Source organism: Stappia sp. 28M-7 (assembly GCF_014252955.1).
Lineage (GTDB): Bacteria > Pseudomonadota > Alphaproteobacteria > Rhizobiales > Stappiaceae > Stappia.
The window spans coordinates 3,573,965-3,596,098 of record NZ_JACMIA010000001.1 but is presented as its reverse complement, the minus strand read 5'-3'; the positions used below and the strand labels follow the sequence as shown (position 1 = coordinate 3,596,098).

14 protein-coding genes are annotated in these 22,134 nt (G+C 66.7%); 9 read left to right on the top strand and 5 right to left on the bottom strand.

Annotation, left to right across the window (positions count from 1 at the left end):
- Nucleotides 1-1,393 precede the first annotated feature (1,393 nt).
- The 3 genes from greA to H7H34_RS16065 form a co-directional block, all read right to left on the bottom strand.
- Nucleotides 1,394-1,867 (bottom strand): transcription elongation factor GreA, encoded by a 474-nt coding sequence (greA, locus tag H7H34_RS16075; protein ID WP_120267065.1) that lies wholly within the window; start codon nucleotides 1,865-1,867, stop codon nucleotides 1,394-1,396.
- Nucleotides 1,868-1,997: 130 nt separating this feature from the next.
- The gene (gene carB, locus H7H34_RS16070; protein WP_185925773.1) at nucleotides 1,998-5,312 is read right to left on the bottom strand and encodes a carbamoyl-phosphate synthase large subunit; all 3,315 of its coding nucleotides are present in this window, start codon (nucleotides 5,310-5,312) and stop codon (nucleotides 1,998-2,000) included.
- Between the two features lie 167 nt (nucleotides 5,313-5,479).
- Entirely contained in the window at nucleotides 5,480-5,797 is a 318-nt protein-coding gene (locus H7H34_RS16065; RefSeq protein WP_245165102.1) for a helix-turn-helix domain-containing protein, read from the bottom strand.
- 261 nt (nucleotides 5,798-6,058) lie between these two features.
- Here H7H34_RS16065 and H7H34_RS16060 point away from each other — a divergent pair, with 261 nt between their 5' ends.
- The gene (locus H7H34_RS16060) at nucleotides 6,059-7,102 is read left to right on the top strand and encodes an AraC family transcriptional regulator (RefSeq protein WP_120267068.1); all 1,044 of its coding nucleotides are present in this window, start codon (nucleotides 6,059-6,061) and stop codon (nucleotides 7,100-7,102) included.
- 455 nt (nucleotides 7,103-7,557) lie between these two features.
- Nucleotides 7,558-8,010 carry a MerR family transcriptional regulator gene (locus tag H7H34_RS16055; protein ID WP_120267069.1) on the top strand — a complete coding sequence of 151 codons (453 nt, stop codon included), beginning with the start codon at nucleotides 7,558-7,560 and terminating at the stop codon, nucleotides 8,008-8,010.
- A 547-nt stretch (nucleotides 8,011-8,557) separates the two neighbouring features.
- Here the strand turns inward: H7H34_RS16055 and carA are convergent.
- Nucleotides 8,558-9,769, bottom strand: a complete 1,212-nt coding sequence (gene carA / locus H7H34_RS16050; RefSeq protein ID WP_185925772.1) for a glutamine-hydrolyzing carbamoyl-phosphate synthase small subunit — start codon at nucleotides 9,767-9,769, stop codon at nucleotides 8,558-8,560.
- A 243-nt stretch (nucleotides 9,770-10,012) separates the two neighbouring features.
- Here carA and H7H34_RS16045 point away from each other — a divergent pair, with 243 nt between their 5' ends.
- From H7H34_RS16045 to H7H34_RS16015, 7 genes are all read left to right on the top strand, one after another.
- A complete protein-coding gene (locus H7H34_RS16045; RefSeq protein WP_120267071.1) occupies nucleotides 10,013-10,468 on the top strand; it encodes a GatB/YqeY domain-containing protein in 456 nt (151 codons plus the stop codon).
- Between the two features lie 171 nt (nucleotides 10,469-10,639).
- The gene (dnaG, locus tag H7H34_RS16040) at nucleotides 10,640-12,715 is read left to right on the top strand and encodes a DNA primase (protein ID WP_185925771.1); all 2,076 of its coding nucleotides are present in this window, start codon (nucleotides 10,640-10,642) and stop codon (nucleotides 12,713-12,715) included.
- 561 nt (nucleotides 12,716-13,276) lie between these two features.
- Nucleotides 13,277-15,322, top strand: coding sequence for an RNA polymerase sigma factor RpoD (rpoD, locus tag H7H34_RS16035; RefSeq protein ID WP_120267073.1), 2,046 nt, complete (start codon nucleotides 13,277-13,279; stop codon nucleotides 15,320-15,322).
- Between the two features lie 424 nt (nucleotides 15,323-15,746).
- Nucleotides 15,747-17,258 (top strand): DUF930 domain-containing protein, encoded by a 1,512-nt coding sequence (locus H7H34_RS23655; protein ID WP_185925770.1) that lies wholly within the window; start codon nucleotides 15,747-15,749, stop codon nucleotides 17,256-17,258.
- A 94-nt stretch (nucleotides 17,259-17,352) separates the two neighbouring features.
- On the top strand, nucleotides 17,353-19,503 hold the full coding sequence (locus H7H34_RS16025; RefSeq protein WP_185925769.1) for a hypothetical protein: 2,151 nt from the start codon (nucleotides 17,353-17,355) through the stop codon (nucleotides 19,501-19,503).
- Between the two features lie 444 nt (nucleotides 19,504-19,947).
- On the top strand, nucleotides 19,948-20,337 hold the full coding sequence (locus H7H34_RS16020; protein WP_120267075.1) for a DoxX family protein: 390 nt from the start codon (nucleotides 19,948-19,950) through the stop codon (nucleotides 20,335-20,337).
- 164 nt (nucleotides 20,338-20,501) lie between these two features.
- Nucleotides 20,502-21,200, top strand: coding sequence for a hypothetical protein (locus tag H7H34_RS16015; protein ID WP_185925768.1), 699 nt, complete (start codon nucleotides 20,502-20,504; stop codon nucleotides 21,198-21,200).
- A gap of 15 nt (nucleotides 21,201-21,215) precedes the next feature.
- On the opposite strand, the gene H7H34_RS16010 is transcribed toward H7H34_RS16015, so the two are convergent.
- Nucleotides 21,216-22,091: a LysR family transcriptional regulator gene (locus tag H7H34_RS16010; RefSeq protein ID WP_185925767.1), complete on the bottom strand. Its 876-nt coding sequence runs from the start codon at nucleotides 22,089-22,091 to the stop codon at nucleotides 21,216-21,218.
- Nucleotides 22,092-22,134: the final 43 nt, after the last annotated feature.

Sequence of the window (22,134 nt, the reverse complement as noted above, 5' to 3'; positions counted from 1 at the left end):
CCTCTTCGACGTCACCCCGGACGCAGGCGAAGCCGGAGATCCGGGGGCCACTCGTTCCCAGAGCGGTCGCGATGGGCTTGAGAGCCTGTCGGCGTGCTCGAAAGCGTTCTTCCAATCATTCTCGCACACCTCTCCAGCGTCATCCCGCACGCAGCGCAGCGGAGATGCGGGATCGCAGAGCCGAGGGCGTTAGCGGAGGCGCTTTGCCAAGAGAGGCAGCCTCTGTGGCTCGCCGGTTCCGGGTCGTGGCTGCGCCATGCCCGGAATGACGACGGGAGGGGCGCGTGGGCGTCGCGAGGGCTGCGGGAGCGGGGACAAAGTGCCCCGAAGCGGGGTCTTGGCGGTATGCGCCAGAGGGCTGCAAAAACGGGGATAGATGATTTCCCCCGGCGGGGATAGGCGGCTTCCGCCGCGGGTATAAGTAGCGGGCGGCGATTGAGAGCAGTGTCTCGAAAAAATCGAGCGGGTGTGTGATTTTCAGGTTTATGATATTGAAATAATTAGATTATTCGACCTGATCTAGCGTCGCAAATTTCGATAAGGATTTTGCGAAAATCGCTCTCGAAATCCGCTGAAATCGAGACGGCGGCTCCGAACAGGCCGATTGGTTCGTCCTGTCAGACAATCGACGCACCTGTAGCGCCACCGGTTCCCGGTCTGGCCATCGGCTGCGCGGCTCCCCCTCCGCAGGGGCGGGAGCGGGCGGTGGGCGCTCTGCCCTCTCGTGTCTGCTGAGGGTGCCAATGGATCCCGGGTCGCGCTGCGCTTGCCCGGGATGACGGCAGAGCGGTGAGGAGCGGCTTGGCACCCTTTCGGCCGCCCGGTCGGTCCCGTGCGCAGCCTGATGCTCGGCGAGAGCCGCGGTAGCGCGTGGCGGTGCCTCCCTCTCTGACGTCACCCCGGACGCAGGCGAAGCCGGAGATCCGGGGGCCATTCGTTTCCAGAGCGGCCACGATGGTTCTGCGAGCCAGCCGGCGCGATCCCGCGCAACTCTTCCATAGTCTTCCCGGACGGCGCATCGCGCCGAGCCGGGATCGGAGAGCCGAGGGCGGTCGCGGAGGTGCTTTGCCAATAGAGGCAGACTCTGTGGCTCTCCGGTTCCGGGTCGCGGCTTCGCCTTGCCCGGAATGACGAAAGGAGAGGTCGTGCCGGAGAGCCGAGGGCGACTGCGGAGGCGCTTTTTGCGAGGGGGGCGGCGTCGTGGCTCGCCGGTTGCCGGCCCGGCCATCGCAAGCGCCAGGCGTACCGGCCTGCCTCTCCCTCACCGGCCCGGCGGCGCCGCCCGCACAGCAAAACGGCTTCGCAGGGCATGGGCCCGGCGAAGCCGTGGGATGAGCGATCTACGATGTGACCGGAAGGGGCCGATTGTCCGGAACGGACGATCGGGCGGCGATCAGCCGAAGGTGACGTTGATGATCTCGTAGGCGCGGGCGCCGCCGGGGGCGGTCACCTCGACGCTGTCGCCGACGGCCTTGCCGATCAGCGCGCGCGCGATGGGCGAGGAGATCGAGATGCGGCCGAGCTTCACGTCGGCCTCGACATCGCCGACGATCATGTACTTCTTCTCTTCCTCGGTGTCCTCGTCGATGAGGGTCACCGTGGCGCCGAACTTGACGGTGTCGCCCGACAGCTTGCTGACGTCGATCACTTCGGCGCGGCCGAGCTTGTCCTCAAGCTCGCTGATGCGACCTTCGTTCAGGCTCTGCTGTTCCTTGGCGGCGTGATACTCGGCATTTTCCGACAGATCACCATGGGCGCGCGCTTCGGCGATCGCCTGGATGATGCGCGGCCGCTCTTCCGACGTACGCTGCTTCAGCTCCTTCTCGAGCATGGCGTAGCCAGCGCCTGTCATCGGAACCTTTTCCATAGGTCTTCGACCCTTCTTCTTCGCGCCGCCCGCAGGCGTCTCGCGTCAAAAAAAATGACGTCCGGCAGGGGGTGTCCCAGCCGGAACGTTCCACATTTCCCTAAGGCCCGGCAAGCCGGACCAGAAGCTATCAGGCCTTGGTGAAATAGGCCTGCAACGGAACCACTTCAAGGTTGCCCGAAGCGTAGGCCTCGATCCCCTTTGCGGCCGCGATCGCACCAGCCAAGGTCGTGTAATACGGAACCTTGTGCAGCAGGGCCGCGCGGCGCAGCGACCTGCTGTCGGAGAGAGCCTGTGCGCCTTCGGTCGTGTTGAAGACGAGCTGAACCTCTCCGTTCTTGATAGCATCAACGATGTGCGGCCGGCCTTCAAGCACCTTGTTGACCTTGTCGCAGGAAATTCCCTGCTTCTCCAGGAAGGTCTGGGTGCCGTGCGTGGCGATGATCCTGAAGCCGGTCCTGGCCAGGCGGCGGATGGGATCGAGCACCCGCTCCTTGTCCGCATCGCGCACCGAAACGAAGACGGTGCCGCTGGTGGGAACGCGCGTGCCCGAGCCCAGCTGCGACTTGGCGAAGGCCACCTCGAACGTGCCGTTGAGGCCCATGACCTCGCCGGTGGAGCGCATCTCCGGGCCGAGAACCGTGTCGACGCCGGGGAAGCGGGCGAAGGGGAACACCGCCTCCTTCACCGCGACATGGTCGAGCTTTTCGGTCTTGAGGCCGAAGGAGGCGAGCGGCTCGCCGGCCATCACCCGCGCGGCGATCTTGGCGATCGGCGCGCCGATGGTCTTGGCGACGAAGGGAACGGTGCGCGAGGCACGCGGGTTGACCTCCAGCACGAAGATCTCGCCGTCCTTGATGGCGTACTGGACGTTCATCAGGCCGCCGACGGCGAGCGCCTTGGCCAGCACCTCGGTCTGGCGGGTGAGCTCGGCCACCATCTCCTCGGAGAGCGAGTAGGGCGGCAGCGAGCAGGCGCTGTCGCCCGAGTGGATGCCGGCCTCCTCGATATGCTCCATGATGCCGCAGACAAAGACGTCCTTGCCATCGGCCAGCGCGTCGACATCGACCTCGATGGCGCCGTCGAGATAGCGGTCGAACAGCAGCGGGTTCTTGCCGAGCACCGTGTTGATCTGGCCGGTCTTGTCGTTCGGGTACTTGGCGCGCACGTCGGCCGGCACCAGCTCGGGCAGGGTGCCGAGCAGGTAGGCGTTGAGCGCGTCCTCGTCGCGGATGATCTGCATGGCGCGGCCGCCGAGCACATAGGACGGGCGCACGACCAGCGGCAGGCCGAGCTCGGCGACGATCAGCCGGCTCTGCTCCACCGAATAGGCGATGCCGTTCTGCGGCTGCTTGAGGCCCTGGCGATGCAGCAGCTTCTGGAAGCGGTCGCGGTCCTCGGCGAGGTCGATCATGTCCGGCGCGGTGCCGAGGATCGGCACGTCGGCCTCGACCAGGGCCTGGGCGAGCTTCAGCGGCGTCTGGCCGCCGAACTGGACGATGACGCCGTGCAGCGTGCCGTTGGTCTGCTCGGTGCGGATGATCTCCAGCACGTCCTCGGCCGTCAGCGGCTCGAAATAGAGCCGGTCCGACGTGTCGTAGTCGGTGGAGACGGTCTCCGGGTTGCAGTTGACCATGATGGTCTCGAAGCCGGCATCCTGCAGCGCGAAGGCCGCATGGCAGCAGCAATAGTCGAACTCGATGCCCTGGCCGATCCGGTTCGGGCCACCGCCAAGGATCACCACCTTCTTCTTGTCGCTCGGGCGCGCCTCGTCGGCGAGCTTGCCGGCGAAGGGCGTCTCGTAGGTGGAGTACATGTAGGCGGTCGGCGAGGCGAACTCGGCCGCGCAGGTGTCGATGCGCTTGTAGACCGGGTGCACGTCGAGCGTGCCGCGCAGCTTCTTGACGTCGGCCTCGTCGAGACCGGCGAGCGAGGCGAGGCGGGCATCGGAGAAGCCCATCGCCTTGAGCTGGCGCATGGCGACCGCGTTGTCCGGCAGGCCGTGGGTGCGCACCTTCTCCTCGACGTCGACGATGGCCTTGATCTGGCGCAGGAACCACGGGTCGATATGGCAGGAGCGGTAGACCTGCTCCAGGTCGGTGCCGAGGCGGAAGGCCTGGGCGCACTTGAGCAGGCGGTCCGGCGTCGGCGAGGCGAGCGCGGCGCGGATGGCGTTCTTGTCGTCGTTCTGGCCAAGGCCGGGGATCTCGACCTCGTCGAGGCCGGTCAGACCGGTCTCCAGGCCGCGCAGGGCCTTCTGCAGGCTCTCGGCGAAGGTGCGGCCGATGGCCATGACCTCGCCGACCGACTTCATGGCGGTGGTCAGGGTCGGCTCGGCGCCGGGGAACTTCTCGAAGGCGAAGCGCGGGATCTTGGTGACGACATAGTCGATCGACGGCTCGAACGAGGCCGGGGTGGCGCCGCCGGTGATGTCGTTCTCCAGCTCGTCCAGCGTGTAGCCGATGGCGAGCTTCGCCGCGACCTTGGCGATGGGGAAGCCGGTCGCCTTGGAGGCGAGCGCGGAGGAGCGCGACACGCGCGGGTTCATCTCGATGACGATGAGACGGCCGTTCTCCGGATTGACCGCGAACTGGACGTTGGAACCGCCGGTCTCGACGCCGATCTCGCGCAGCACCGCCAGGCTGGCGTCGCGCATGATCTGGTATTCCTTGTCGGTCAGCGTCAGCGCCGGCGCGACGGTGATGGAATCGCCGGTATGCACGCCCATCGGGTCGATGTTCTCGATGGAGCAGATGATGATGCAGTTGTCCGCGCGGTCGCGGACCACCTCCATCTCGTATTCCTTCCAGCCGATCACCGATTCCTCGACCAGCACTTCGGTGGTCGGGGAGGCGTCGAGGCCGCGCTCGATGATGTCGAGATATTCCTCGCGGTTGTACGCGATGCCGCCGCCGGTGCCGCCCAGCGTGAAGGAGGGGCGGATGATCGCCGGCAGGCCGATGTCGTCGAGCGCGTCGAGCGCCTCGCCCAGCGAATGGGCGAGACGCGAGCGCGGCGTCTCCAGGCCGATCTTTTCCATCGCCGTGCGGAACAGCTCGCGGTCCTCGGCCTTGTCGATGGCCTCGGCGGTGGCGCCGATCATCTCGACGTTGAACTTCTCCAGCACGCCCATCTTCTTCAGGGACAGGGCGCAGTTCAGCGCGGTCTGGCCGCCCATGGTCGGCAGAAGCGCGTCCGGGCGCTCCTTCTCGATGATCTTGGCGACGATTTCCGGCGTGATCGGCTCGATATAGGTGGCATCGGCCAGATCCGGGTCGGTCATGATCGTCGCCGGATTCGAATTGACCAGGATGACCCGATAGCCTTCCTCTCGCAGCGCCTTGCAGGCCTGGGTTCCCGAGTAATCGAACTCGCAGGCCTGGCCGATGATGATCGGCCCGGCGCCGATGATCAGGATCGAGGAGATATCTGTGCGTCTGGGCATACTGGGCTCGCGGCTGGCCTTCGCCGGATCCTTCCGCGCGGGCGGGAACCGGTCGTTGGCGTCTTACTGGGTGAAATCTACGGCTGAGCGCGCCTTATAGGCAAAAAGCGCGAAAGGTGAAACCCCATCCTCGCCATGTTTCCAGCTCCTGATGCGGCGGGGGGCTGTCACGTGCCGGCACCCGGGTCGGAAGCGGCGCGCGCTGGGCGTCCGGCGGCAGGAGGGGAGGCAGGCTGGACGGGGCCGCGGACCGGGGTCAGGCCGTCGAAATCGGCGATGCCGGCGGTCAGCGCATAGCAGGCAAGGCGCACGGCCTTGGGGATCTCGACGGGGCGGCCGTTGCGGTCGCCTTTCTCGTAATACTGGATCATCCGCTTCTTGAGGCCGAGCACCTCGGCGGCATCCTTCTGCTTCAGGCCGAGCGACTTTCGCCACTTGCGGAACAGCTCGGGCGTCATCGTGGCTGTGAGGGCAGGGGGCGCCATGGGCCGTCTCGTCGGTCTTGCGTGGGCTGTTGCGGTTCCGGTGGGGAACGCTGCGCCTGAAGCGCAACTTTTGCGCCCGACTTGATCCAACGCGCCGGAGCAAATGTCAAACGGCAATCGGGCCATTTACCCTGATTGGGTCGCGGGCGACGCGAACTTACATAATGCCGACATTTTCTTATAATGTGCGCGGCGGCCCGCTTCCCGGGTCTTGCCCTTCCGGCGCAGTCCGCCGGGCTCCTTTGACGGATCGTGTCTGCAATGCTGATGAGATTCGACGCGGCCGCGCCGGCGGATACGCTTCTCATACATTCTCGCGCCCAGATCGGACTGGCCGACTACTGCCGGCTGCGCGGCGTGCCCTTCGACGCGGTCTTGCGCGAGAGCGGGCTGGAGGCGGAGACGGTGAGCGCATCGCTGGGCGGTCACATCAGCCTGCGCGCCCATTCCAGCGCCCTGGAGGCGGCAAGCCGGCTGGCCGACGACGACACGTTCGGCCTCGGCTGGACCCGCTCGCTGGGCAACGGTCCGGAAGACACGGTGTCGCTGGCGGTCCGGCATGCGCCGAATTTCCGCACCGCGCTGGAGGTGAGCGCGCGCTTCATGCGGATCGTCGCCGATGTGGCCGAGGTGCGGGCCGAATTCGACGGGGAGACCGCGGAACTCGCCTTCGGGTTCTCTCCCGAACTGGTGTGCCGCGACCAGCTGCATGACCGGGTGACGAGCAAGGTGTTCGGCCGGCTGATGCGCATCGGCGCCGGCAGCGTGCAGCCGCTGGAAGTGCGCCTGGCGCGCTCGCGCCCCCTCAACGTGACGCTGCACGACATGTTCTACGGCGTGCCGGTGCGCTTCGGCGCGCCGCGCAACAGCCTGCATTTCCGTATCGATCCGCAAGGGGGAGAGAACCCCTTGCGCGATGACGACCTGTTCGACGCGCTCTGCGAGCTCAACCGCCGGCGGCTCGACGACCGGCGGCGGGCGGAGGATTTCGTGGCGATGGTCAACGATGCCATCGCCGAGCGCATCGCCGATCCGTTGCTGACGATTTCCGAAGTGGCGAGGGGTATGGCGATCAGCGTGCGGGCGCTGCAGCGCAAGCTGGCCGAGCGCGACACGACGTTCAACGCCCTGCATGACGGGGTGCGCAGGCGCATGGCCGCCGACTATCTGGTGCAGACCGACCTGCCGATCTCGGAGATCGCGTTCCGCCTGGGCTTTTCGGCGGTGGGCAATTTCTCGCGGGCGGCGCGGCGCTGGTTCGGGCGTCCGCCCAGCGAATGCCGCAACGGCGACCTGAAAGTGTGAACTTCGCGATAATCCTCATCCCAGAACGGTTGCGGCCAGCAACTTTACAGCCTTGCGCGCTGGAGGCGGGCTTCCGCCCGTCTAACCACGTATATACTTTAGTTTTATGTAATGTTTATCTCGAAGATGCCGCGACTGTATTTTGTATACCATCGCGTTAATCTGGCGCTTGTCGCTCTACTGACTTCGCGTAGGTCGTGTTTTTGCCAAGAAGATTTCAAACAGCGGCAAGCTGTCGCGGGTAGATAACGCGTTTCTCGACGCAGAGGCGCGAGCCGGCATCCTGAGCGCTTCTTTGCGCGGAGCTGTTTTTCTGCGAGTTTTTTTCGAAAAAGAGCGCAGGGATAAAAAAATGGCACCGGAAGAGAAGGCCGAAATGCGAAGCCGATGGCATAGTTCCTTCCGTTGTGCGCGTTCCGGGCCGCGCCTTTCGATCGGGAATTACGGATAGTGAAATGACGGAACTCTCCAGGACTTCTGCGTTCGGACCGGACCTTGCGGGACCGATCCAGATCGACGGCAAGAACGAGGCGCGGCTCTCCATCGCCGAGATGGCCGAGACTTTCGGGGTCACTCTGCGTGCGCTGCGTTTCTACGAGGAAAAGGCGCTGCTGCGCCCGGAGCGAAAAGGCGCGCGCCGTTTCTACGGCGCTCGCGAGATCGGCCGGATGAAGGTGATCCTGCAGGCAAAGCGGATCGGCCTGACCCTGGTCGAGATCAGGGATGTGATCGGCCTGCTCGAAGGCAAGACCAGCCGCATGTCGCAGCTGCGTTCGCTGCGCGAGATGTGCGCGCGTCAGGACGAACTGCTGAGCGAGCAGCTGGCCCAGCTCAAGGAGCAGGCCAAGGAAACCGCCGAAGTGGTCGCCGCGCTGGACGCGCTGATCGAGGCCAATCCGCAGGCTTGAGCCGACGGGCCACCGCGCCCAGGCTGAGCAAGATACCGAACGCCGTCCGGGCCCCCCGGGCGGCGCTTTTCGTTGTGGGCGGGTGTTGCTGTCGCTGTTCACCCCCCTCTGTCGGCTGTCTCCCCCTCATCTATTTTTTTGGGGGGAGAGAGGGGAGCGTTGGGGCTCACGCCCTTCCTGCTGCGCCTTTCCTTCTGCTTCGGCCTCAGCTGGCGTCTTCCCGGACGAGGCCGAAGGCCGAAGATCCGGGACCGGGGAGGCACGGCGGCGGTGTCGTTCGGGAGCGCGCCTCATACGCCCTTGGCTCTCCGGTCCCGGCTCGGCGCTGACGCGCCGTCCGGGATGACGAAGGAGAGGTTTCGGTGTCCTCGCCGCCGCTCTGGCAGCCAATAGGCCCCGGCTCTGCGCTTGCGCCTGGCCGGGGTGACGGCAGAGGGGAGGAGAGGTCGTGCTTCTCTCGTCGCGTCTTCCCGGGGGCAAAAGAAAACGCCGCCCGCAAGGCGGGCGGCGTGTCGTGATCATGTCCGGTTCGGCCGGGGCGCGCCTGTCAGGCGGCGGCGTCCTTTTCCGGGAGCGCCGGGGTGCCGGCGCGGGCGCGCATCAGGTTGGTGAAGCGGCGGAACAGGTAGTGGCTGTCGCGCGGGCCGGGCGAGGCTTCCGGGTGGTACTGCACCGAGAAGACCGGCCTGCCCTTGAGCCGCAGCCCGCAATTGGAGCCGTCGAACAGCGAGACGTGGGTCTCCTCGACCGTCTCCGGCAGGCTCTTGGCGTTGACCGCGAAGCCGTGGTTCATCGAGGTGATCTCGACCTTGCCGGTGGTGCGGTCGAAGACCGGATGGTTGGCGCCGTGATGGCCCTGGTGCATCTTCTCGGTCTCGCCGCCAAGGGCGAGCGCCAGCATCTGGTGGCCGAGGCAGATGCCGAAGACCGGCAGGCCGCTGGCGACCAGGTCGCGGATCACCGGCACGGCATATTCGCCGGTTGCCGCCGGATCGCCGGGACCGTTGGACAGGAAGATGCCGTCGGGCTTGCGCGAGAGCACGTCCTCGGCGCTCGCATCGGCGGGAAGCACCGTCACCTTGCAGCCGGCATCGGTCAACAGGCGCAGGATGTTGCGCTTGATGCCGTAGTCGATGGCAACGACGTTGAACTCGCCGTCCTCACGCTCGCCGTAGCCCTGGTCCCAGACCCAGGGGGTCTGCGTCCAGCCGTAGCTCTGCGAGGAGGTGACGTCCTTGGCAAGGTCCATGCCGACGAGGCCCGGCCAGTTGCGGGCGGCAAGCTTCAGGGCCTCGATGTCGAAATTGCCGTCCGGATCGTGGGCGATGACCGCGTTGGCAGCACCGGTCTCGCGGATCAGGGCGGTCAGGGCGCGGGTGTCGATGCCCGACAGGCCGATGATGCCGCGCGCCTTCAACCAGGCATCGAAATGCCGGGAGGCACGGTAGTTGGCCGGCTCGGTGACATCGGCGCGCACGATGGCGCCGCGCACGCCGGAGGACGAGGCCATGTTGACGGTCTCGACATCCTCCTCGTTCGTCCCCACATTTCCGATATGCGGAAACGTGAAAGTAACGATCTGACCGGCATAAGAGGGATCGGTGAGGATCTCCTCGTAACCGGTAAGGGCGGTGTTGAAGCAGACTTCGGCACAGGCCTGGCCAGTGGCACCAAAGCCGTTGCCCTCGATCACTGTTCCGTCGGCCAGGACGAGAACGGCCGTGGTCGGCGGCGCGGACCAGACGTCGGCGGTCGTCATATCTTGCTTTCTCGATCGGTTCGATGACATGATTTCGCTGAACGCGCCTTGACGGAGCGGGGCTCGGCTGTCAACGGTGCGTGTCGCGCGGCACTCTAGGGGAAGCGCGCGTGAGGGTCAACCAACACACAATACAAAAATAATCCTTGTAAATCAACATGATGAACGAGGTGTCCGGCAGTGGAGCCGAAGCTTTGAGGAAAGTTTCCGCGCTTCCGGCCCGGGCAAACGGCAGGGCAGATCATGCGTGAACGTATCGATGCGGCGTTGCAGGACGCCGTGGAGAGCGACGACAAGCGCCGGGCGGCGACGCTGCGGCTTATGCTGGCGGCGATCAAGGACCGCGATGCGCGCTCCCGCGAGCTGGGCCATGACGTCGTGCCGGATGCGGAGATCCGCGAGATCCTCAACAAGATGCTGCGCCAGCGCGAAAGCTCCGTGCGCGACTTCGAGGAAGCCGGCCAGCTGGACCTTGCCTCCCAGGAGCGCGAGGAAATGGCGGTCATCCAGGAGTTTCTGCCGCGCCAGTTCGACGAGCGGGCGATGCAGGATGCCTGCGAGGACGTGGTGCGCGACATCAATGCGCGGGGCCTGCGCGACATGGGCCGCTGCATGAGCGCGCTCAAGGAGCGCTTTCCGGGGCAGATGGACTTCGTGCGGGCAAGCTGCCTGGTCAAGGACCTGCTGCGCAGCGAATAGCCCGGCGCGAGCCGTCTCGCGCCCCGCACCGGACGGCCGCATGGCGGCGCGCCCTCTCGGCGACTGGAAATCTCCGCCCGGCTGTCCTACCCTGAAACCGATGCTCGGCGCCGCCGCCCTCGCCGGGGGCCGCGCGCCGGCGATCCTCCGTTTTCGAAAGCCTGTAAGCCCATGCGATTTTCACCCGGTCTCCTCGATGAGATTCGTGCCCGAGTGCCTTTGTCGGAGGTGGTCGCGCGGCGGGTGAGCTGGGATCGGCGCAAGTCCCAGCCGGCGCGCGGCGACTTCTGGGCCTGCTGCCCGTTCCACCAGGAAAAGACCCCGAGCTTTCACGTCGACGACCGGCGCAACCGCTACAAGTGCTTCGGCTGCGGCGCCTCGGGCGACCATTTCCGCTTCCTGACCGAGACGGAGGGGCTGTCCTTTCCCGAGGCGGTGGAGCGGTTGGCGGAGCAGGCGGGCGTGGCGCTGCCGGCGCCCGATCCGCAGGCGGCGGCCCGTGCTGCCGAGCGCGCCAGCCTTGCGGAAATCTGCGAGATGGCGGCGCGCTTCTTCCAGGATGCGCTGGCGATGAGCGGCGGCGAGCAGGCGCGCGACTACATCTCCCGCCGCCGCCTGCGCCCGGACACGGTGCGCGAGTTCCGCATCGGCTATGCCCCGAACGGGCGCGATGCGCTGAAGCGTCACCTGATAGGCAAGGGCGTCGACGAGGCCTCGATGGTGGAGGCGGGGCTGGTGATCCGCCCCGATGACGGCCGGCCGACCTACGACCGCTTCCGCAACCGGCTGATGATCCCGATCCAGGACGAGCGCGGCCGGGTGATCGCCTTCGGCGGGCGCACGCTCGACCCGGACGGCCAGCCGAAATATCTCAACTCGCCCGAGACCCCGCTCTTCCACAAGGGCACGATGGTCTTCAACTTCCACCGGGCGCGCGAGCCCGCCCATCGCACCGGCCAGGCGGTGGTGGTGGAAGGCTACATGGATGCCATCGCCATCGCCCAGGCGGGCATGGGCAATGTGGTCGCGGCTCTCGGCACCGCCTTCACCGAGGAGCAGGTCGGCCGGCTGTGGCGGCTGGCGCCGGAGCCGGTGATCTGCTTCGACGGCGATGCCGCCGGCACCTCGGCCGCCCACCGGGCGGTCGACCGCATCCTGCCGGGACTGCGCAGCGGCCATTCCTTCGGCTTCGTCTTCCTGCCCGACGGCAAGGACCCGGACGACCTGATCGCCGACGGCGGACTGGCCGCCTTCACCAAGGCGCTGGAGGGCTCGCAGCCGCTGATCGACGTCCTGTGGTCGCGCGAGGTGGATGCGGCGCGCATCGACACGCCCGAACGGCGCGCGGCCCTGGAAAAGAGCCTCGACGACCTGGTGCGCACCATCGCCGACGAGCGGGTGCGCCGGGGCTATCAGCTCGATATCCGGCTGCGGCTGTCCAACCTGTTCTACCGGCAGGCGCGTGCCGCGCGGGGCCAGGGCAGTGGGCAGGGCAACGGACAGGGGGGCGGGCAGGGCTTCGGCCAGGGCGGCGCCCAGAAGGCGCCCTCCGGCCAGGCGCGCGGATCGGACCTGCCCGAAAGCTCGATGTTCGGCCATGAGCGGATGCTGTGCGGGCTGTGCCTGAAATATCCCGAGCTGCTGGAGCGGCATGTGGAGCGGCTGTCGCAGGCGCAGTTCGGCGATGTGCTGCATGCGCGCTTCCGCGACGAGCTGTGCCGCATCGCCACCGAGCTGCAGGACGTGCCGGTGAGCGGCTTCTTCGAGACGCTGGACACGCGCTTCTTCCAGATCCTGTCCGAGGCGCTGGACGGGCCGGAGGAGGCCGGGGGCGGCGGAGGCCGCGGGCTGATCACCCGCTTCCACGACCTCTTGCAGCGGTTGCCGATCCTGCGGCACGAGCCGCCGGTGGAGTTCATCGAGGATCTGTTCTGCCATTATCTCGACGTGCTGGAGCTGCGGGCGCTGGAGCAGGATCTGGAGGCGGAGCTGGCCGCACTCGGCGACGGGCTGGACGAGGCGGACTGGGAGCGCATCCGCGCCCATTCGCAGGACCTTGCCCGGCGGCGCGAGGAATGTGCGCGCGACGAGCAGGAGATCGCCGAGCGGGGCAAGGTCTTCCGCTCGGCCCGTCCGGTGTCCTCCAGCCCGGCGGGAGCTGCGGCGCGCGCCCGGGCCGCGATGGCCCAGGGTGCAGGTGTGCAGGGCGGGGGCACGCACGGGGCGGTTGCCGGCGCCGGCGGCTGACGGACGAGGGGCGCGCGGCTGTGGATCGCGCCGCCTCTTTGGTTGACGTCCAACGAATCACTCTTGCGAATCCGAACCTTTGCGCTACATAAGCAATTCAGGCAGCATCCAGAGCCGCGACAGGCCCGTCATGCAGACCCGGTCCAGGAGACAAGAGGTCGCAAGACATGACAGGAGCCGACACGGCGGCCCGAAATCACCTTGCCTGCCGATATCCCGTGCGGAACCGGACGGCCGGAGCCTTCATTGTGCGACGGCTTGGTCCGGTGTCTTGTCTTGTCGAACCGGGTTGCAGGGTTAAGTGGCACTTAACGGACAGCGACTAAGACTGACATTCTGTCCCGGCTGGCGTGGCGGCGCGTCGCAGGGAGGGGATCTGCATGGCCGCAAGGCCGTGGCCGGGAAAGGATCCGGCATTCAGCCGCGAAATGAATCAGCCGGTCCTCCGGCTTTCACGGCGCCCTGAGGCGCGGAAAGCGGAAACCGGGCCCGCCTGGCGGGCAACGAGCGTGACACGAACGACAGCGCCAGGCCCGCGGGCCGGCGGGGCCGGAGACAACCATGGCAGCCAAATCGACCCAGGCGGAAGAGACCCAGGAAACCGCGACCGAGACCTCTGACGGTCCGCTTCTGGATCTTTCCGATGCCGCTGTAAAGCGGATGATCAAGCTCGCCAAGAAGCGCGGCTACGTGACCTACGAGGAGCTCAACGAGGTGCTCCCGTCCGAGGAGGTCACGTCCGAGCAGATCGAGGACACGATGGCGATGCTGTCCGACATGGGCATCAACGTCATCGAGGAAGAAGAGGCCGAAGAGGCCCAGGCGGACGACCAGGGCGGCGAGATCGTCGAGGCCGGACCGACCACCGTCGCCAAGACCACGGCCAAGGAGCCGACGGACCGCACCGACGACCCCGTGCGCATGTATCTGCGCGAGATGGGCTCGGTCGAGCTCCTGTCGCGCGAGGGCGAAATCGCCATTGCCAAGCGCATCGAGGCCGGCCGCGAGGCGATGATCGCCGGGCTCTGCGAAAGCCCGCTGACCTTCCAGGCCATCATCATCTGGCGGGACGAGCTCAACGAGGGCAAGGTCCTTCTGCGCGACATCATCGATCTCGAGGCGACCTATGCCGGCCCCGATTTCCGCGGCGACGATGCCGAGGAGAGCGAGGAGGAGGGTGCTTCTGAGGGCGAGACGAGCGCTTCCGGCGCATCGGGAACGGCCCGCGAGGAGACGACGGCCCGCGGCGAGGGCTCTGCCCGCCCGGCGGGCGATGGCGAAGCCTCCGGCGAGACCGAGGGCGAGGGCGACGGCGAGGAGGACGACGAGTTCGAGGCGAACATCTCGCTCTCCGCGATGGAGGCCGAGCTGAAGCCGAAGGTTCTGGAGACCTTCGACCGCATCGCCGACGACTACAAGAAGCTGCGCCGCCTGCAGGACCAGCTGGTCGAGAACAAGCTCGCCAACAAGACCCTGTCGCCGTCCCAGGAGCGCCGCTACAAGAAGCTCAAGGAAGACATCGTCGTCGATGTGAAGAGCCTGTCGCTCAACCAGCAGCGCATCGACGCGCTGGTCCTGCAGCTCTACGACATCAACAAGCGGCTCATGGGCTACGAGGGGCGCCTGCTGCGCCTTGCCGACAGCCACGGCGTCGACCGCGGCGACTTCCTGAAGCAGTACCAGGGCAACGAGCTCGATCCGAACTGGATCCGCAAGGTCGCGAACCTTGCCTCCAAGGGCTGGAAGAACTTCGTCGCCCAGGAGAAGGAAACGATCCGCGAGCTGCGCCAGGAAATCCAGAGCCTTGCCTCGGAGACCGGCCTGGAGACAGCCGAGTTCCGCCGCATCGTCTCGATGGTGCAGAAGGGCGAGCGCGAGGCGCGCATCGCCAAGAAGGAGATGGTGGAGGCCAACCTGCGCCTCGTCATCTCCATCGCCAAGAAGTACACGAACCGCGGCCTGCAGTTCCTGGATCTCATCCAGGAAGGCAATATCGGCCTGATGAAGGCGGTCGACAAGTTCGAGTACCGGCGCGGCTACAAGTTCTCCACCTATGCGACCTGGTGGATCCGGCAGGCGATCACCCGCTCGATCGCCGACCAGGCCCGCACGATCCGCATCCCGGTGCACATGATCGAGACGATCAACAAGATCGTGCGCACCTCGCGCCAGATGCTGCACGAGATCGGCCGCGAGCCGACCCCGGAGGAGCTGGCCGAAAAGCTGCAGATGCCGCTGGAGAAGGTCCGCAAGGTGCTGAAGATCGCCAAGGAGCCGATCTCGCTCGAGACGCCGATCGGCGACGAGGAAGACAGCCACCTGGGCGACTTCATCGAGGACAAGAACGCGGTGCTGCCGATCGACGCGGCGATCCAGTCGAACCTGCGCGAGACGACGACGCGGGTTCTGGCCTCGCTCACCCCGCGCGAGGAGCGCGTGCTGCGCATGCGCTTCGGCATCGGCATGAACACCGACCACACGCTGGAGGAAGTCGGCCAGCAGTTCTCGGTGACGCGCGAGCGTATCCGCCAGATCGAGGCGAAGGCGCTGCGCAAGCTGAAGCACCCCTCGCGTTCGCGCAAGCTGCGCTCGTTCCTCGACAGCTGAGGACGCTGGCGGAGCCAGGGCTCAGGCATTTTTCGGGGCCCGGCGGCAACGCCGGGCCCTGTGTTTTTTTGGGGGCTGCTCTCGCAGCCGCTCTGGGAACGATTGGGCCCCGGATCTCGCGATGCTCGTCCGGGGGGACGGCAGAAGGGATGCGAGGTTTTTGCCAGTCTCACGGGCTGTCATCTAGGGCAAGCGAAGCGCGCCCCGGGACCCATTGGCACCTTTGGCAGGCATGAGGCGGGAGAGCGTCGATCACGTAGGCGCGAGACGGGCGGTGCGCGCAGGTGCGGCCTCCCTTTTTCCCCGAAGCTGGGGTAGGCGTAGCAGCGGGCGCACGAAACACCGTGCCCGACCACACCGAACGGAGCGACGGGGCCTGACCCTGAGACAGCCAATCGACAAGCAGGAGCCGGGTTTCACGTCCTTGCCACCCGCTAGCGAGCGGGCGGGCGAGCGGCGGGGCGAAGCCGTGCCCGCGTCGCAGGACCTGCCGCAGGTCGCGCCCGATCCCGTTGCCGAAAGCGCTGCCGGCGAGACGGCGGACGTGGCGGCGCGCGGAACCGGCTTGCGGCGGCGAATCGGGGCGGGGCTTGCCCTTTCGCTGCTGTTGCACGGGGCGGCCGCCTGGCTGGTGTTCTTCGGCCCCGGCGCGGTGCGCGCGCTGCCGCCGACCGTCGACGAGCCTATCGAGGTGGTGCTGATCGAGCCGCCCGCAGCCGAGGAGCAGGCGGAAGAGCAGGCCGAGCCGCCCGCACCGCCGCCGCCCCGCCGCCGCCCCTGTCGCCGAAAGAAGAGGACGTGCCGGAAGGAGGAGGCGCAGGCCGCGCCGCCGCCACCACCACCTCCGCCGCCGGCTCCGGAAGAACAGACGCCGGAAGAGACACCGGAAACGCCCGAGGCGCCGGAGGTAGCCGCCGAGGCGGCGGTGCCGCGCGTGCTGATGCCGGTGACCGAGTTTGCCGAGGAGGACAGCGGCAGCGAGGACCAGGCCGGCGAGATTACCTTGCGCGAGGGCCTGGACGAGCCGGCCGAGACCGCCCCGCAAGAGGCGCCCGAGACGTCCGCCAGCGCGGAGGGGCAGGACCAGCCCGCGGGCGAGGCCGAAGGCGACAGCGCGCAGCAAGGTCCCGGCGAGGCGGAGAGCGAGGGAACCGCGGACAGCGGCGAGACGGGCACTGCCGAGGAGCTTGCGGCCGAGACGCCGGGCGCCGAGGAAGAGGGCATGCCGCAGGAGGGCGCAGCTGCTCCCGAGGCCGCACCCGAAAGCGCGCCGGACGCCGAGAGCGAGGCGGAGACGGAAGTTGCGGCGCTGACCGACCCGAGCGAGGCGGAGGCGCAAGGACCGAGCGATCTCGACGTGCTGGCCGCGCCGACGGAAGGGGCCGGTGTGCCGGCGGGCGGGACGGCCGTGCCGCGGGCAAAGCCGGCGGAAATCCCGCTGTTTGCAGGCTCCCGCGCCGATCCGCAATCGGAGGCCGAGGCGGTGGCGCGGGCGATCGCCGCAACGACGCCGGGCTCCGGCGGGCTGAGTTTTGCCCGGCCGAGCGGCGGGGGCGGCGAGGGCGAGCTGGCCGGCGGCACCACGGCAACGCGCCTGTTCTCGCGCGACATTTCCGACGATCCGCGCATGCGTACGGCGATGAACGGCATGCCGCAGGCCGCGCGCGTCGATCTTCTGTGCATGACCGAGCTGCGGGCGCAGCTGCGCACGGCAACGCCGCCCTATCAGCCCGATCTCCTGCCCTCTTTCCGGCTGGAAAGCGGCACGGTGCTGCAGCCGCGCCGGGCGGCCTTCCGCGCCGGCGGGCAGTGGTACGACCTTGCCTTCCGCTGCGAGCTGAACACGCAGGTGACGCGGGTGGAAAGCTTCACCTTCCGCGTCGGCGCGCCGGTCCCGCGCTCGGAATGGTCGGCCCGCGGCTTCCCCGGCAACTGAGCCTCACCCCCCTGAAAAGAGGTTGTTGTTTTTTGAGGCTCCCGCCAGACTGGCGTTGGGGAACGCGCTGCGGCGCGGCACTGCGGGGGCAGGCTTGGCGGACGACGTAAAACGGCCGGAGATCGACAGTCCGGAAGCACTGGAAGCGTGGCTGGCGGACAAGCCGGCTGAGTGGGCGCAGGTCATTGCCGTGCGCGCGGCACTGCGGGTGTTTCCGCTGGTGTTTTGGGCTCATGCCGCATATGGCAAGCAAATTCAATTTGATGGAGATCCTCGCAAGAAGGGTGATTTAGTCATTTTTTCTTTTAGAGATATTTTTATTTCTATTATTAAGTTAAAATATAAACGCTCCGATATACATAGTCAGCCAATAAGCTCCTATAAATCCATTTCGGCGGCAGTCGCTGATGCTCGTTTTTCTGCGGCACTTGGAGCTACGCAAGCAGCCAGTGGAGCGTTTGGTGGCGGTAGCGTCAATGGAGCTGCTGCTGCTTTTACTGTAAATATTAGCGCTTTGGCGGCCAGGTCTGCTGCTTCTGCAGTCAATATTTCACCAGTTGGAGCTGGTAATCTTGTTCGGATGGCTGCTTCCAATGATTGCAGTTGGCTGCAACTTACTGGCGAAGTCGGTGAGTTGATTAATGAGCCACTCTGGATTTTTTCAGACCTTCGAGACGATAGTTCTTTTCAACAACATTCTCCGCCTTGGGTCCGCGATCCGTTCGACCGTTTTGCTGCACGAGATGAAGTCAAGAACGGTCCATGGCGACTGATCGTCGATTGGTATCGCGCGATTCTGCCCGAGCCGAAGAGCGCGAACCCCCGCAGCCTTTTTGGTAGGGCAGCGGATATCGCCATCGCCACCCAGCCGAACGAGTTCTGGACCATCACTGACGAGCGGTCCGCTGAAGATATCCTGAGTGAAATTGCGGAGATCGCGAACTACCGGCTGTCCAACGCAAAGCGTAGCGAGGGGGGCACGTTCCCGGAGCTTATCGTCTCGTTTCTTGAAGAGGTTGGCCGTCCGGCGTCGCTTGACGAGATCCGGGGGTATTTCGCGACATTCGAGGCGCCACCGGCAGACACCACCATCCGTGGTCGGCTGAGCGATCTTGCGCGCAGCGGACGGATCATCCGTACGGCGCCCGGTGTCTACGTCCATCCGAAGTGGCAAGAGGAGGGTGGTAGAACCGCCGGTACGTCTGAGGACGGCGAAGCGAAGCTGGCCCACGCCGTCGACGAAGCCCTGCACAATGTCGAGGCGCAGGCGCCGGCCGCCTATCGTTTCCGCTGGCAGGACAACCGACTGGAAGCGGTGCCTCCAGCGGACATCGCGTCCGATCCGGAAGGTGCCCAGATCCTGCTGGATGAAACGAGGCGGAAAGCTGGGTCCCTGGCGGAAAGACTGGAGCGGAGCAACGCCGACAAGCGGGTCCTTACGTCCGTTCAGGGCCTTATTTCTGTACTGCCCGAGAATGTTGCGGACTTGCGGCCGGCATTGTTGCGCTCTCGTGCCCGCTCGGTGGAGGCTGACGCTCAGGCGTATTCCAGTCCGGGCGACGAGGAACAGTTCCTTTATCCGGACGCGCTGGCGGCGCTGATAGACCTGTCCGAAACGGCCAGGGATCTGCAAGGCTATTTTCCCTCGCTGCGCGAGCTGGAAGCCGAGATCACGGCGCTTGCCATCGAACCGTCGGAGGTTGAGGCCGTCAAAGCTCGTCTTGACGAGATCGTCGATGAGGCAGCCGGGCATCCCGAAGTCGTGGGGCCGTCGGCCGTCGAAGCCTTGCGCACGATGGAGGCACTGGCGAACGAGCCTGCACCTCCGGCTGTGCGGCAGAAGCGGATTGCCGACTACGCACTTGTCGTTCGCAACTCGGTCTCGTCGGTTGCGCGTGTTGCCCTCGACAACGCGTTTACTCGGGAGGCCAAGCGACTTGCGTCCGATGTTTACGACAAGGCGCGGGCCAAGGTCGTCGATGGCATCGCCGATGGCGTTGGAGCCATGGCGCGACCCGCCACGATCATTGCGATCTCGTCACTGATCGGGGTGGTCTTTGGCCCGGTTGCTGGCGTTGCGGCGGCGGCCGCCGGTTTCGGCAAGGTGGACCGATTGCTGAAGCTGGCCGACAAGTTGCTTGAGAAGTGGGAGAAGGAGAATGCTCCTCCCGACACCGCCGAGAACGAAGAGGCGGCGAAGACGAGAGCCGAGGCGGACGACGACGATGACGGCTCCGCCACCTGATCCCGGTTGTCTCCTCACATACGTGCCAGGGGTACTCCCGTTTCGGGAGAAAATCGGGTTGCGCTGGTGATTGCCGCGCCGGGGCGCTGCTGGTGTACTGCTGCACGGCGGGTCTGGTGTCTTTCGGGAGCGTGGCCGAGAGGCGCTCGGCTCTCCGGTCCCGGCTCGGCGCTGCGCGCCGTCCGGGAGGACGAACCGCGAGGGCGGAGCGTTTTCAGCGCCGCTGCCTCTCTCTGTCGGCAGAGAGCGAAATGACGGCCGAGGGCTGCGCGGCCGCGCTATGGTCTGGCGCGCGCACCGGTTATCCCCTCACATTCGTGTCAGGGGGCTCCCGCTCGCCGAGAAAATCGGCTTAGGCTGGCGCTTGCCGTGCCGGGACGTTGCCTGCATCCTGTTTGCAGGGCGGGCGCCCACAATCGGGAGCGCGGCACGAAGGAGGCTTGAATGACGTTCCTCAAGAGCTATTCCGGACCGCTTCTCAGCGTCTTCCGCATCGCGGCGGGCCTGCTGTTCCTGCAGCACGGCACGACCAAGTATCTCAGCCTGCCGCCGACGCAGATGTCGGGCGCCTCGCCGATGACCATGGGCGGCGCTGCCGGCCTGATCGAGCTCGTGTGCGGCGCGCTGATCGTGCTCGGCCTGTTCACGCGGCCGGCCGCGTTCCTCGCCTCCGGCACGATGGCGGTCGCCTATTTCATGGTGCATGCGCCGCAGAACTTCTACCCGCTCCTCAACGGCGGCGAGCTGGCGGCGCTCTACTGCTTCGCCTTCCTGTACCTGTCGGCGGCGGGCCCCGGCCCGATCAGCATCGACCGGATGCGCGGCGCGGCCTGAGGCTGTTTTCGCAAGACCATGACCCTTTCGGGCGCGGCAGCATTGCCGCGCCCGTTTGCGTTTTCGGGCCTGAGTTTTTGGGCCATGAGTTTTGGGGCGCGGGTTAGGGCCGGCTTAAGGCCGTGCCGGCATGGTCGTGGCATTGCTTTCTTGAGGTGATTGCCATGCTCGACGGATTGCCGATCTGGTTCTGGTACCTTGTCGTGATCGCGGGAACGGCCTTTCTGGTCGTTCGCCATCTGCCACGCGTAGCCAGGCGGCGGACGCAGCAGCGCGTGCCCGCCGCCACCATTGCCCGGCCGGAAGAGCCGCCGGCCATGACGCGTATCGAAATGCCCGAGATCCTGGCCTGGCTGCAGACGCGGGCGCCGCGAAGCCCGGATCTCTGGCACATATTGCCCGACCTCAACTGGGACCATGCGGAGCATCTACACCCGATCCTGCTGTGGGTGGTGCGCCAGCCGGACTGCGATGCGGCAACGGCAATCGACATCCTGAGCCTGATGAGCGACGACGTGACGCTCGACCTCGCATCGGGCGGAACGAGATGGGCCCGGAGTGGCTTCGATCCGAACGACAGCGACGAGGTGCGCCTGCTGCGGGCGATCTGCGAGCGCTCGGAAGGGGGCGGGTTCGCCGGGCCGGTTCTGAAGCAGACGATGTGGCCGAGCACCCATGCCAATCACCAGCATCTCGAGATGCTTCAGGGGGTGCTTGCGAAGATCGAGGCCGAGGGCCGTTCGGTGCCGTTTCCGCTGCCGGTGAAGCTGCTGTCGGCACCCGTGCCGGACGACGTGCGGCCGGCGAGAACGCCGGTGCGGCTCGACGATGATGCCATCCTGGTGCCGCTCGACATGGCGTGACCGGACGGGCGCAGCTCACGCCTCGACAAGGGCCTCGATCACTGCGCGCACGGCCGGCAGCACGCCGCGGCGGTGCGGAGTGAGGATGGTCGTGGTGATGGTGCCGGCGCGCCAGCCGGGCAGGAGGGGGAGCAGCTCGCCCCGCTCCAGAGCGCCGGCGGCGACCTGCTGCGGCAGGCAGGCGATGCCGAGCCCGGCGCAGGCGGCGGCAAGCAGCATGCCGGCTTCGTTCAGCGACAGGCGGGAGCCGGGGCGGACTTCGGCGCGGGCGCCGTCCGGCCCTTCGAGCTGCCAGGGGGCACCGTCGCCGATGTCGATCAGCTCGTGGCCGGCGAGGTCGGCCGGGGTCTGCGGCGTACCGGTGCGCTGGAGATAGGCCGGCGCCGCGGCCAGGATCACCGCTTCCTCCGACAGGCGCCGCTGCATCAGCCCGGAATCGGGCAGCGCCGCGCGGTGGCTGCGCACGGCGATGTCGAAATCCTCATGCGCAAGGTCGACGAAGCGGTCGCTGACATGCAGCTTCACCGAGAGTTTCGGGTGCCGCTGCAGGATCGTCGCGAGCTTCGGCGCCAGATGGAAGCGGGAGACCGGTACGGATGCGGTGAGGCGGACCGTGCCGCTCGGCTCGGCAAGACGGCGGCGCACGACGGCCTCGGCCGCTTCCGCCTCGATCACCGCCGCGCGCGCATGCTCGTAGACGTCTCGGCCGACATCGGTGAGGCGAAAGCTGCGGGAGCTGCGATGCACCAGCCGGGCGCCGAGCTGGCGCTCCAGCTCGGCAACGCGCTTGGCGACGGTGGATTTCGGCGTGCCGGACAGGCGGCTCGCAGCGGCAAAGCCGCCGCCCTCCACCGCTCGGACGAAGAAGCGCAGGTCGTTGAGATTGTACATCGGCAGCGTCCATATTTGTGGACTTGAAGCGGGCATATCGTGG

Coding starts and splice junctions, on each gene's coding strand:
- greA (WP_120267065.1), bottom strand. CDS start 1,867: ATGGAAAAGGTTCCGATGACAGGCGCTGGCTACGCCATGCTCGAGAAG.
- carB (WP_185925773.1), bottom strand. CDS start 5,312: ATGCCCAGACGCACAGATATCTCCTCGATCCTGATCATCGGCGCCGGG.
- H7H34_RS16065 (WP_245165102.1), bottom strand. CDS start 5,797: ATGGCGCCCCCTGCCCTCACAGCCACGATGACGCCCGAGCTGTTCCGC.
- H7H34_RS16060 (WP_120267068.1), top strand. CDS start 6,059: ATGCTGATGAGATTCGACGCGGCCGCGCCGGCGGATACGCTTCTCATA.
- H7H34_RS16055 (WP_120267069.1), top strand. CDS start 7,558: ATGACGGAACTCTCCAGGACTTCTGCGTTCGGACCGGACCTTGCGGGA.
- carA (WP_185925772.1), bottom strand. CDS start 9,769: ATGACGACCGCCGACGTCTGGTCCGCGCCGCCGACCACGGCCGTTCTC.
- H7H34_RS16045 (WP_120267071.1), top strand. CDS start 10,013: ATGCGTGAACGTATCGATGCGGCGTTGCAGGACGCCGTGGAGAGCGAC.
- dnaG (WP_185925771.1), top strand. CDS start 10,640: ATGCGATTTTCACCCGGTCTCCTCGATGAGATTCGTGCCCGAGTGCCT.
- rpoD (WP_120267073.1), top strand. CDS start 13,277: ATGGCAGCCAAATCGACCCAGGCGGAAGAGACCCAGGAAACCGCGACC.
- H7H34_RS16020 (WP_120267075.1), top strand. CDS start 19,948: ATGACGTTCCTCAAGAGCTATTCCGGACCGCTTCTCAGCGTCTTCCGC.
- H7H34_RS16015 (WP_185925768.1), top strand. CDS start 20,502: ATGCTCGACGGATTGCCGATCTGGTTCTGGTACCTTGTCGTGATCGCG.
- H7H34_RS16010 (WP_185925767.1), bottom strand. CDS start 22,091: ATGTACAATCTCAACGACCTGCGCTTCTTCGTCCGAGCGGTGGAGGGC.